This is a genomic window from Nocardioides panacis, from assembly GCF_019039255.1.
Taxonomy (GTDB): Bacteria; Actinomycetota; Actinomycetes; order Propionibacteriales; family Nocardioidaceae; genus Nocardioides_B; species Nocardioides_B panacis.
Genome location: NZ_CP077062.1, coordinates 4,850,948 through 4,862,751, shown reverse-complemented (window position 1 = coordinate 4,862,751; position 11,804 = coordinate 4,850,948). Strand labels below are relative to the sequence as shown.

The following is an 11,804-nucleotide window of genomic DNA, read 5'->3' as shown; positions in this document are numbered from 1 at the left end:
GAGGGGGGACGTCGTCAGCGGCGGACCAGCGTGAAGCCGCCGGGGGTGATGCTGACGGGGACGGCACGGGCGGCGACCCGCTTCGTGCCGAGGAGACGGCCGTGGCCGTCGTACGAGCGGACCGTGGCGACGCCCGGCCCGGGGACGGTGACCCGGGTGTGCTGGGTCCTGGTCGCGGCCGAGCGGAGCAGGGCGGTGCCGTGCCCGTTGCCGCCGAGCACGAGACGGGTCACCAGCGGCTGCACCATCAGCGCGTCGAGGCGGGTCTCGCCGCCCGTGGCGACCGCCTTCACCGTGCGGGTGCCCGCAGCGAGCTCCCCGGACAACGTCACGGGCAGCAGGGCGCCGGGTCCGGCGGAGGCACCCGAGGGGCCGATGTCGCCGGACCGCACGACGCCGAGTCGGTGGCCCGCGGCGCTGAACGTGGTCGTCCCGGTGGTGCCGCGGCGCAGGTCGACGACCGGCATCAGCAGGGAGGCCCGGCGTGCCGGCAGCGTGAACGTGGCGGTGCTCCCGCCGCGCAGCGAGGCGTAGCCGGTGCCGCCGAGCAGCGACTCACCGGTCCACAGCGACTCGGGCTTCACGGCCTTCGCGTTGCCGGACAGCCTGGCGTCCTCGGCCTCGAGCACGGACGGCGCGAGCCGGTAGCGGACCGAGGCGGTCCGCGCGATGGTGCGGACGGCCGGGTGCGCGTCGAGCGCGAGCATGGTGAGCAGGCCGTGGATCGTCGACTCGGCACCCGAGTTGTGGTTCACCGTGCCGTCGGGGGCGACCCCGTCGAAGGTGACGCCGGTGGCGGGGTCGTAGGTCGGGGCCTTCGAGGCGTTGGCGCCGAAGAACCAGGAGGCCACCACGCCGGCGAGCCGGTCACCGGCGTCGCCGCCCGTCGCGAGCAGCGACTGGACCCGCGAGTCGGCGCCGTAGGCGATCTGGTTGGCGTCGGTGCGGGTGGGCAGCCGGCCGTTGTCGGGACCGCCCGAGGTGAGCATCCAGGGGTCGAAGGTGAACGAGTCCAGCGCGGCGGTGCGGGCCAGCGACCGGTCGCCGAGGACGTCGGCCGCCTCCGCGAGCGCGGCCGGCATCTGCGAGGACCAGGCGTGCCAGTCCGACCGGGACAGCGCCCACGGCAGGATCCCGCCGAAGGGCCAGGAGCGGGCGTCGCCGCCGGAGAGCCGGGCGATGCCGTCGCTGAGCCGGGCGAGCGTGTGCCGCGCGGCGCCGGAGCCCCCGGCGCGGACGTAGGCCGCGAGACCGAGGACCGCCTCGGCGGACGCGTCGCCGCCCTGGGCGATCAGCCACGCGGGCGTGCGGCGGCCGTCGACCTGGAGGAAGGTGCCGTCCTTGGAGAGCACCTGCCGGTCGATCGCGGCGACCGCGAGGCCGAGGCGCTGGCGGAGGAAGCCCGCGAACGCGGGGTCGGTCTTCTTGAAGGCCGCGTAGCCCTCACCGAGCGCCCAGGTCGTGCGGGCCAGCCAGTAGGACGCGTCGCTGTCGGACGGGTCCGGGAGCTCCTTGGGCTCGGCGCTCGGGTTCAGGGTGCCGTCGGGCTGCAGCCACAGCACCACGTTGCCGGCGTTCGGGCCCGAGGCGGTCTGGAGGTAGGTCAGGCCGCGCAGCATCTGGAAGGCTGCGTCCCGGCTGTGCGCGGAGCGGGTCTGCTTCCAGTCGCGGAGGTAGACCACGGCCGCCCGAGCCATGTCGTCGGCGTTGTAGGCGCCCTGGCCCCACGTGTCGGTGGCCGCGTCGTACGCGCCGCCGCCGACGCGCGCGAACGTGCCGCCCGGACGGCTGTCGGCGTAGGTCCACAGCGTGCCGAGCGCCGGGCGCTCCGCCAGCTGGTAGGTCGTGTGCCCCGGCTGCGCCGGCGGCGTGAACGTGTCGCCGAGGTAGTCGAGGTGCGCGAGGTTGGTCAGCCGGCCCGCGGAGGGTGCGGCGAGCTGCACCGGGGCGGACACCGGCGTCCGCGGGGCGGCGACGGTGAGCTGCGGTGTCGCGACGAGCACGGCCGAGGCCGCGGCGGTCGCGGCGACCGCGAGGGGGATGCGCTTCATGACGGGACTCCCGAGAGGTGGACGGTCTGCTGCAGGTCGGCAGCGCGGGTGGCGGCGAGGGCGAGCGTGGTGGCGGCGGCACCGGTGACGATGCCGGAGCGTGGGGGCGTGCCGCTGCGTACGGCGCGGACCAGGTCGGCCATCGCGGCGTGCACGCTCTCGGCGTACACCGCCGCCTTGGCCGCCGGGCCGCCGAGCGTGAGGTGCACCCGCACGTGGTGCGGGACGTGCAGGTCGTGGCCGCGACCGCGCGCCGCGGGCACGTCCGCGTCCCGCCGTACGTCGACCGTGACGGCCGCGCCGGCGCCGAGGCGGAAGCCGTCGACGGCGAGCAGCTCACCGCTGCGCGCCGGGAGCGACCCGCACAGCGCCACGCCGGCGTCGTCGGTCCAGAGGTCGACGACCGCGTCGACCGGGATCCAGCCCTCGATCCGGGTCTCGGCGGCGCCGTGGTCGAGCCGCATCAGCTGGCGCTCGCCGCGGTGGGCGTGCGTGAAGGAGTGCGTGTGGGTCGCGAGCACGTCGTCGCCGTGCCGGACCGTCGCGCTGACCAGGTCGGTGAGACCGGTGCCGGCGCGCCGGGCGGCGGTCGCCTGCACCGCGGTGGCCGGACGGCCGAGCAGCATCGCCGCGGCGTCGAAGAAGTGCACGCCGTGCTCGACGAAGATGCCCCCGCTCAGGGACGCGTCCCAGAACCAGTGGGCGTCGTCGAGGTCCTCGTCGCTCGCGTCGTTCTCGAACAGGAACCGTTGCGGGGCCCCGAGGACCTCCTCCTGCAGCCGGCCGACGGCGGCGAGCAGCGGGTTGAACCGGAGCACGTGGTCGACGACCAGCACGCCCGGCCCGGCGTCCGCCGCCGCGACCAGGTCGGCGAGGTCGCCGGCGGTGGTGGCCAGCGGCTTCTCGCAGAACACGTGCCGTCCGGACCGCAGGGCCCGGACGGCGATCGCGGCGTGCGACGCGGGTGGGGTGGCCACCACGACGACGTCGACCGCCGGGTCGGCGACGAGCTCGTCGGCCGTGTCGTGCACGCGGGCGCCGTACGCCTCGGCCAGCACCGCCGCGGCCTCACGGTCGCGGTCGCTCACCGCGCGGACGGCGACGTCCGGCAGGTCCGCGACCGCCTCGCAGAGGAAGGTCGCGAACCGGCCGGCGCCGACGACGCCGAGGCCCAGCACCGGGGGCGAGGAGGGGGAGGCCATCTCAGCCCTTCACCCCGCTGCTGATCTCGGAGGCGGTGAACCGCTTCTGGAACACCACGAACAGCGCCACCGCGGGGGCCGCCAGCACGACCGCACCGGCGAGGATCGCGCCGAACGGGTTGGAGGCCCGGCCGGCGATGTTGCTGATGTAGTTGGCCAGCGTGACCGCCAGCGGTTGCAGGCTCTGGTCCTTGGTGACCAGGAACGGCCAGAGGAACTCGTTCCACGGACCGATGAAGGTCAGCAGCACGACCGTCAGCAGGGCCGGCCGCACGAGCGGCAGCGCCACCGACCACAGGATCCGGAGCTCGCCGGCCCCGTCCAGCTGGGCCGCGGAGAACAGGTCGTCGGGCAGCGCCAGGAAGAACTGCCGGAAGACGAAGACCGCCGTCGAGTTGATCAGGAACGGCACGATCATCCCGGCGTAGCTGTCGGCCAGCCCGTAGGTGCGGACGATCATCACGTAGATCGGGATGATCAGCAGCTGGAACGGCACGATCTGCACGAGCAGCATCACCGCGAACAGCGTGCCCCGGCCCCGGAAGTGCAGCCGCGCCAGGGCGTAGCCGGCGAGCACGCCGAACACCACGGTGCCGAGCAGCACGCCGCCGGTGAAGATGCCGGAGTTCAGCAGCGAGCGGACCAGGTCCACCCGGCTGTTGATCTCCGCGTAGTTGTGCAGGGTCAGCCCGCCGGTCGGGAAGGCGCCCTTCAGCGACGTGTCCGGCTTCTTCTGCAAGGAGCCGATGATCATGTAGTAGAAGGGGAACAGGAACACCAGGGCGCCGATGAACAGGGCCGTGGTGCTCCAGATCTTGCGACCCGGCCGGGTCGAGCTGGTGCTCAGGCGGTTCGAGCTCGTCGAGGCCATGTCAGTCACGCTCCAGGATCTTGCGGTTGACGAGCGAGATCGCGAGGACGCAGATCACCAGGATCACGCCGATGGCGGACGCGGTGTCGGGGTTCCCCTGCTCGATGCCCTTCTGGTACATCACGAACACCGGCGAGGTCGAGGCCCCGTCGGGGCCGCCGCCGTTGGTCAGGAGGTAGGGCTCGGTGAACAGGTTGGCCCCGGTGATGGTGGCCAGGATGACGACCAGCGTGGTGGCCGACCGCACCCCCGGCACCGTCACGTTCATGAACGACTTGACCCGGCCCGCCCCGTCGACGGACGCCGACTCGTAGAGGTCCTTCGACACGTTCTGCAGCGCGGCGAGGTACAGCAGGATGAAGAAGCCGAGCTGCTTCCAGGTGACGAACAGCGCGATGATCGGCATCGCCAGCGCGCTGTTGACCAGCCACGACGGCGACGGCGCCAGCGGGCCGAGGATCTGGTTGACCATCCCGCCCTTGCTGAACAGGAACAGCCAGACCGCGACCAGGGCCACGCTCGCCGTCACGTAGGGCACGTAGTACGACACCCGCAGGAACGTCTTGAACCGGGTCACCGAGTTCAGCGCCGTGGCCAGGACCAGGGCGAGCACCACGGTGAGCGGCACGTTGATCACCAGGAACTCGGCGACGTGCAGGAACGACTGCCGGACGTCCGGGTCCTTCAGGACCGTGGCGTAGTTCTCGAAGCCCACGAAGGGCCGCGGGACCGTCGCCCCCGGCGCCGCGAAGAAGTAGTCGTGGAAGCTGATCCACACCGCGAGACCCAGCGGGTAGGCGAAGATCGCCGCCAGGAAGATCGCGTACGGAGCGGCGAAGAGGATGCCCAGCGGTTGCCGGCCGAGCACCCTCCTGGACGCAGGGCTCACGACTGGCCGGCGAGCTCGTCGGCCTTGGACGCCGCATTGGACAGCGCGTCCTGGACCGGCGTCTTCCCGAAGATCACCGAGGACGAGTAGTTGTCCCGGATCTCCTGCCAGATCTCCACCGAGTTCGGCACGTTGGGCACCTCGACGGTGCGCGAGGCCTGGTCGGCGAACGTCGCGTAGTCCGGGTTCGCCTTGAAGTAGTCGGCGTAGGTCGTCGCCAGGTCGGTGCGGATCGGCATCTGGCCGGTCGTCTCCAGCAGCTTGCCGTCCTGGTCCTCGCTGGTCGCGAACTTCAGCACGTCCCACGCGGTCTTCTGGTTGGCGCAGGCGGAGTAGAGCCCGATGTTCTTGGCGTCGGTGAAGGTGTGCACCTCACCGGCCGGCATGCCCGTCTTGGTCGGGACCGGCACGACGCCCCAGTTGACCTTGCCCTTGTAGACCGAGATGGCCCACGGGCCGACGACCGCCATCGCGGACTTCTTGTCGGCGAACGAGTCGCCGTCGTACTTCTCCTGCGGGGCGTAGCCGTCCTTGTACATCTGCGCCCAGAAGTTCCAGACGTCCTGGCCGGCGGCGTCGTCGAAGGTCGCCTTGCCGTCCTCGATCGTCTGCTTGCCACCGGACTCGGCGGCGTACAGCGGGTAGAAGTCGAACCAGGACTGGAAGAACTCGCTGGACGGGGCCGGCGCGATCGCGGCGTCGGCGGCGCCGCTGTCCACGATCTTCTTGCTGGCCGCGAAGAACTCGTCGTACGTCGACAGGGCCGGCTTGTTCGGGTCGAGCCCGGCCTTCTTGAACAGGTCCTTGTTGTAGAAGATCATCACCGGGTTCTGCTTCCACGGCATCTGGTAGAACTTCCCGTCCGGCGAGGTGTACTGGTCGGCCGAGTCGCCCGACCGGGCCTTGATGTAGTCGGCGGCACCCGAGAAGCCGTCGAGGGCGACGAGGCCGCCCTGCTTCTCGAACTGCGGCACCGCGGCCGGGCTGGTGTTGAACACCAGGCAGGGCGCGTTGCCGGCGGTGATCGCCGCCCCGATGACCTCCTCGGAGGTCTTGCCGGCCGGGATCTCCTGCGCGGTGACCTTCTGGTCGGCGTGCGCGGCGTTCCACTCCTTGACCATCGCCTTGCCCCAGGCGATCTCCTCGGGGTTGTTCGACAGCCACACCTTGATCGGGCCGGTGGCGCTCGCGGCGTCACCGGAGCCGGACCCACCACCCCCGCACGCGGCGGTCATTCCCAGCGCCAGGACGGCGGCGGACACGGTCAGGATCTTCGATCTCATCGGTGCTCCAATTCGGCAGACGGTCGGACGGGTCGAGCGGTGGTGCGGGACAGGACGTCAGGTGGGGAGGCCGGGCGCGGGCCCGGTCGAGGCGCGGACGACGAGCCGGGCCGGCGGCAGGTCGACGGGGGTGGGCTCCTGGGAGCCGATCAGCTCGAGCAGCCGGGTGGCGGCCGCCCGGCCCCACGCCACGACGTCGGTGCTGACGGTCGTGAGCGAGGGCTGCAGGTGCGCGGCGATCTCGGTGTCGTCGTACCCCGTGACCGACAGCTGCCCGGGGATGCTGATCCCGCGGGAGACCGCCAGGGACAGCCCGGCCATCGCCATCAGGTCGTTGGCGTAGACGATCGCGGTCGGCGGCTCGGCGAGGTCGAGCAGCTCGCGGGTGGCGGCGGCACCCGACTCGGCGGAGAAGTCCGCCTCGACGCACAGGTCGGCGGGCAGCCCGGCCGCCCGCAGCGCCCGCTCCCACGCCGTGCGGCGGGAGCGGCCGTGCACCATCGACTGCGGGCCGGACACGTGGGCGATCCGCCGGTGCCCGAGGCCGGTCAGGTGCGTGACCGCGGCGTCGACGCCCGGGGCGTCGTCGACGCCGAGCGTCGGGGTGGGGTCGCCCTCGACGGCCGGGCCGACCACCACGGCGGGCAGGCCGAGCTCCTCGAGCAGCGCGGGCCGCGGGTCGTCGACCTGGAGGTCGGTGACGAACACGCCGTCGACCCGCCCCTCGCGGGCCAGCCGGCGGTACGTCGCGGCGTCGCCGTGCTCGGCCACCATCAGCAGCAGCGCGTGCCCGCGCCGGGACAGGACCGTCTCGAGCCCGGAGATGAAGGCGGGGAAGAAGGCGTCGGCCCGGAAGACCTCGGGGGGCCGGGCCACGACGAGCCCGACGGCGAGCGCCTTGGACACCGACAGTGCCCGGGCCCGGGGGCTGGGGGTCCAGCCGAGCTCGGCGGCCACGTCCAGGATGCGCTGCCGGGTCTGCGGGGCCAGCCCGGGCCGGTCGTTCAGCGCGAACGACACCGCCCCCTTCGAGACGCCCGCCGCGCTGGCGACGTCGTTGATGGTGGGCCGGCTCACGATGGGCAACTAAACCGGTTTAGGACCCGTGTGTCAAGGGTCACCTTTCCGAAAAGTGCTGCACACCGGGCAGAGTAAAGACACACTGCGGGACATGAGACGGGGAACTCGGCTGGTCGTCGCGCTGTCGCTGCTGTCCACGATGCTGACGCTGGGCGCCGTCGGCTCCCCGTCCGCCGGGGCCGCGGAGGTGCGCGGCCGCTACGCCAACGCGCTGAAGCCGAAGACCTCCACCGGCGCCCGCGTCGAGAGCTGCTCGGACCCCTCGGTGCTGCGCGGACGCGGGAAGTACGCCCGCTACTGGTACATGTACTGCACCTCCGACCCGCTCAGCGACCGGGACACCGCCCGCACCGGGTCCCCGACCTTCCGCCGGCTGCCGATGATGCGCAGCCGCGACCTCGTGCACTGGAAGTACGTCGGCTCCGCGCTGCCCGGCAAGCCGAGCTGGGCCAGCGCCTCCGCGCAGCTGTGGGCGCCCGACGTGGTCTACTCCAGCACCTACAAGCGCTACTACATGACCTACGCGGTCACCGACACGATCGACCGGGTCAGCGGTCAGCCCGGCTGCGCCAAGGACCCCGCGATCGGCGTCGCGACCAGCGCCACCCCCACCGGTCCGTGGCGGATGGGCAGCATCGTGGTCCGGCCCAAGCGGCTGGGCCCCGGCTGCTCGTTCGGCTCGACGATCGACCCCGACGTGCTCGGCGAGAGCATCGGCCGCACCGGGGTGCTCTACGCGGGCGGCTTCCGCGGCGGGATCTTCGCCCAGCGGGTCGCCCTGGCGAAGTACTCCATGCGGCTCACCGGCTCCTCGCGCCAGGTGACCATCGGCCGCCGCTACGAGGCGGCCGACGTGGTCAGCCGCGGCGGCTACTACTACCTCTTCGTCTCCTCCGGGAGCTGCTGCACCGGGCCGCTGTCCGGGTACGGCGTCTTCGCCGGCCGGTCCGCCAGCCCGTTCGGGCCGTTCCTGGACCGGGAGGGCAACCCGCTCACCGCGGCCCGGGTCGGCGGCACGCCGGTGCTCGCCCCCAACGGCAACCGCTGGGTGGGCGGCGGGCACAACACCGTCTTCAAGGACTTCGGCGGCCAGTGGTGGACGGTCTACCACGCGATCGACAAGTTCAAGCCGTTCTTCGCCAACCGTCCCGGCTTCACCAAGCGGCCGCCGATGCTCGACCCGATCGACTGGGTCGACGGCTGGCCGACGGTGCGCTCCGGCCACGGCGCGTCGGTCGAGTGGGGCGGCTCGCCGGCCGCCCAGCCCAAGCAGCGCTCGAGGTACCGGCCCGCGCCGGTCCCCGTCGACGTGCTCGGCGCCCCGGTGGCCGCGGCCAGCGACGAGTTCGACGGCACAGCGCTGGACCCGCGCTGGTCGTGGGTGCGTCCGCCGGTCGACCCCGCGACGTACTCGGTCAGCGGCGGCACCCTGAACTTCGCCACCCAGGCCGGCGGTCTCACCGGCCGGGCCGACGGGGCCTCGGTGCTGACCGAGGCGGCCCCCGCCGGCAGCTACGTGGTGGAGACCGCGGTCCGGCTGAACGTGCCGGCCACCGGCTGCTGCCAGGACTACGTGCAGGGCGGCCTGGTGGTCTACGGGTCCGACGACCGGTTCCTCAAGCTCACCCACGTCTCGGCCGGCCAGACCCGGATCACCGAGTTCGGCAAGGAGGTGCCGAACGGCGGCAAGGGCTACCCTCGCTACGGCGGCTTCACCGTCGGCCCCCCGTCCGACCTCACCTGGCTGCGGATCGTCAAGCGGGTCTCCGGCGGGCACAGCCTGTTCACCGCCTACACCAGCCAGGACGGCACTCGGTGGGTCCGCGGCGGGACCTGGGCCTACGACGAGCTCGGGGCCGGCGAGCGCATCGGGTTGGTCTCGCTGGGCGGCGCCGGCTTCGTCTCCACCTTCGAGCACGTGCACGTCTGGTCCCTGGGCAACTGAGCAGAACGGGTGACGCGGCCGGCCGCACGATTCCACTAGCCTGCAGGGGTCGCGACGGAACGGGGTGAACGTCATGCCACTCGGACGAGGCATCGTGGAAGTGTTCGAGGCGATCCCGGAGCGGATCGAGGTCTCCGGGCACCGGCCGACCTGGCGGGTCACCGGCGGGTCCTTCGAGGCCGCGCTCGACTATGCGCGGGACGCGTTCGGCGGGAGCGCCGTCGTGGCCCGCGAGGACCGCGGCCGCTGGTGGCCCCGGGTCACCCTCACCGTGACCGTGGACCCCGCCCTGGTGGCCGCCGCTCCCCCGCTCGGCTCCTTCGACACCGGTGAGCCCGAGCCGTCCGTGCCCGACCCGGACATCCCGCTCGCCCTCGAGCGGATGTTCGCCCACCAGGAGGAGCGCCGGATGGCCCGCCTGAGGATCCCCGCGCAGCGCTCGCACCGCTCCTGAGCCATGACCGGGTCGATCCTTCCCGCGGAGGGCGAGCACCTGACCAACGGCTGGGAGGTGGACGTCCCGGCCGACGACACCCTGGTGCGCCGCGCCGTGCTGGTGCACGCCTCGTGGCCGGTCGAGGTCGCCGGCGCGCTCGGCCGGCCGTGGCGGCGCACGGACCGCTGGGCCGGTGCGGTGCTCGGCGAGGGCGACGGCGCGCTGGTGAACCCGGTCGTGCTGACCGCACCGGTCGCGGACGGCGAGGCCGAGGCGGTGGTGGCCGAGATCGCGGACCTGGTCCCGAGCGGCACGACCTACTTCCTGCTCAGCCCGTGGCTGACGCCCGACCTCGCCCCGCACGGCCTGGCGCTGATCGGCCACCCGCCGCTGATGCTCCGGCTGCCCGCGCCACGGCCGCGCGCCGACCCGCCCGGCGTGCAGGTCCGGGAGGTGCGGGACGCCGAGGGCCTCGCGGTCGCCGAGCGGGTCCTCGTCGAGGGCTACCCGATGCCGGGCGCCCCGCCCGGCAGCGTGCTCGCGCCCGGGCTGCTCGGCGGCCCGACCCGCGTGTGGGTGGGGTACCTCGACGGGGAGCCCGCCTCGGTCGCGGCGGCGCACCGGGCCGCCGGCACCACGCTCGTGGAGTACGTCGCCGCGCTGCCGGCCGCGCGGGGCAGGGGCGCCGGCGCCGCGGTCACGTGGGCCGCGACGCTCGCCGACCCCGGGGCGCCGGCCGTGCTGGTGGCCAGCGACGACGGCCGCCCGACGTACGAGTCGATGGGCTACCTGGCGCTGGAGCGCTGGACCGCCTGGCTCCGGCCGGGCGCGCCCGGCCCCGGCACCGATGAGGGACGATAGGGGACGTCGTACCACTCATCTCGGGGAGATCCATGCCGTCACGCCGCCTCCTGACCCGCACGCCCGGCCTCGCGCTGGCCGTCACCCTCACCACGGCCTGCGCCGTCGGCGCGGACACCAGCACGGCCGGCCCCCGCTCGGCCGACGACCCGGTCGACTACGTGGTGGCGATCTCGGTCGACGGTCTCAACCCCGACGCGATCCGCGAGCTGGGCGCCGGCGGCACCCCGGCGCTGCACCGGATGATCGCCCAGGGCGCCACGACGCTGAACGCGCGCTCCGCCTACGAGCGGACGATCACCCTGCCGAACCACACCGGCATGGTCACCGGCCGCCAGGTGACGGGAGCCGGCGGCCACCGGGTCACCTTCAACGACGACAACGGCAGCACCCTGCACCGGACCGCGGGCGGTTACGTCGCGAGCATGTTCGACGTCGCGCACGACCGCGGCCGCGCCACCGCGTTCTACTCCGCCAAGCACAAGTTCGACCTGCTGAACCGGTCCTGGGACGCCGGCCACGGGGCCGTCGACCGGGTCGGCGCCAACGACGGCCGCGACAAGATCGACCGCTACACCGTGTCCACCGAGGCCGCGAACGTCACCCGGCTGCTGGGCCGGCTGCGCAGCGCCCCCCGACGAGCTGAGCTTCGTGCACCTCGCGCAGCCCGACCGGGCCGGCCACGCCGCGGGGTTCATGTCGCCGACCTACCTGCGGGCCGTGCGGGCCGCCGACGCCCAGGTCGGCCGGATCCTCGACGCGGTCGCCGCCGACCCGCGGCTGCGCCGGCACGTGGCCGTCGTGCTCACCGCTGACCACGGCGGCCTCGGCGCCGGCCACACCGACCCCACGAAGGCCGTCGACTACACGGTGCCGTTCATGGCGTGGGGGGTGGGCGTGGCCAAGGGCGCGGACCTGTACGCGCTGAACGCCGACGACCGCCGCGACCCCGGCGTCGGGCGTCCGTCGTACGCCGGGCGGCAGCCGGTCCGCAACGGCGAGCTGGCCAACCTGGTGCTGGACCTGCTCGACCTGCCCCGGGTGCCGGGCAGCACCTTGAACACCCGGCAGACGCTCAGCGTCCGCTGACACGCCCGGGCCGCCGACCGGACGCACGGTTTCGGGAAGACGGGGTACCACCCCGCGGACGGTTGAGCCCCCAGCCGTCCTCCCCCTCCCTGGAGTC

At 73.3% G+C, this 11,804-nt stretch carries 11 protein-coding genes; 5 read left to right on the top strand and 6 right to left on the bottom strand.

What is annotated here, in order from left to right; translation table 11 throughout:
• Positions 1 to 14 precede the first annotated feature (14 nt).
• The 6 genes from KRR39_RS23740 to KRR39_RS23715 are packed head-to-tail and all read right to left on the bottom strand — an operon-like array spanning position 15 to position 7,373.
• Positions 15 to 2,051 (bottom strand): hypothetical protein, encoded by a 2,037-nt coding sequence (locus tag KRR39_RS23740; RefSeq protein WP_216939794.1) that lies wholly within the window; start codon positions 2,049 to 2,051, stop codon positions 15 to 17.
• Complete coding sequence (locus KRR39_RS23735) at positions 2,048 to 3,253, bottom strand: Gfo/Idh/MocA family protein (protein WP_216939793.1); 1,206 nt, start codon at positions 3,251 to 3,253, stop codon at positions 2,048 to 2,050. Before KRR39_RS23735 ends, KRR39_RS23740 begins: the two co-directional genes overlap by 4 nt.
• 1 nt (position 3,254) lies before the next feature.
• The gene (locus tag KRR39_RS23730; protein ID WP_254185391.1) at positions 3,255 to 4,124 is read right to left on the bottom strand and encodes a carbohydrate ABC transporter permease; all 870 of its coding nucleotides are present in this window, start codon (positions 4,122 to 4,124) and stop codon (positions 3,255 to 3,257) included.
• 1 nt (position 4,125) lies between these two features.
• Complete coding sequence (locus KRR39_RS23725) at positions 4,126 to 5,013, bottom strand: carbohydrate ABC transporter permease (RefSeq protein ID WP_216939792.1); 888 nt, start codon at positions 5,011 to 5,013, stop codon at positions 4,126 to 4,128.
• Positions 5,010 to 6,296 (bottom strand): extracellular solute-binding protein, encoded by a 1,287-nt coding sequence (locus KRR39_RS23720; protein ID WP_216939791.1) that lies wholly within the window; start codon positions 6,294 to 6,296, stop codon positions 5,010 to 5,012. The genes KRR39_RS23725 and KRR39_RS23720 overlap by 4 nt, the downstream gene beginning before the upstream one ends.
• Before the next feature lie 57 nt (positions 6,297 to 6,353).
• Positions 6,354 to 7,373: a LacI family DNA-binding transcriptional regulator gene (locus KRR39_RS23715; protein ID WP_254185390.1), complete on the bottom strand. Its 1,020-nt coding sequence runs from the start codon at positions 7,371 to 7,373 to the stop codon at positions 6,354 to 6,356.
• A gap of 94 nt (positions 7,374 to 7,467) precedes the next feature.
• On the opposite strand from KRR39_RS23715, the gene KRR39_RS23710 reads away from it, so the two are divergent.
• From KRR39_RS23710 to KRR39_RS23690, 5 genes are all read left to right on the top strand, one after another.
• Positions 7,468 to 9,321 carry a family 43 glycosylhydrolase gene (locus KRR39_RS23710; protein ID WP_216939790.1) on the top strand — a complete coding sequence of 618 codons (1,854 nt, stop codon included), beginning with the start codon at positions 7,468 to 7,470 and terminating at the stop codon, positions 9,319 to 9,321.
• A 94-nt stretch (positions 9,322 to 9,415) separates the two neighbouring features.
• The gene (locus KRR39_RS23705; protein ID WP_216939789.1) at positions 9,416 to 9,775 is read left to right on the top strand and encodes a hypothetical protein; all 360 of its coding nucleotides are present in this window, start codon (positions 9,416 to 9,418) and stop codon (positions 9,773 to 9,775) included.
• A 3-nt stretch (positions 9,776 to 9,778) separates the two neighbouring features.
• Positions 9,779 to 10,618: a hypothetical protein gene (locus KRR39_RS23700; RefSeq protein ID WP_216939788.1), complete on the top strand. Its 840-nt coding sequence runs from the start codon at positions 9,779 to 9,781 to the stop codon at positions 10,616 to 10,618.
• 32 nt (positions 10,619 to 10,650) lie between these two features.
• Entirely contained in the window at positions 10,651 to 11,433 is a 783-nt protein-coding gene (locus tag KRR39_RS23695; RefSeq protein ID WP_216939787.1) for an alkaline phosphatase family protein, read from the top strand.
• Entirely contained in the window at positions 11,315 to 11,707 is a 393-nt protein-coding gene (locus KRR39_RS23690) for a sulfatase-like hydrolase/transferase (RefSeq protein ID WP_254185389.1), read from the top strand. The genes KRR39_RS23695 and KRR39_RS23690 overlap by 119 nt, the downstream gene beginning before the upstream one ends.
• The last annotated feature ends 97 nt before the right edge of the window (positions 11,708 to 11,804 follow it).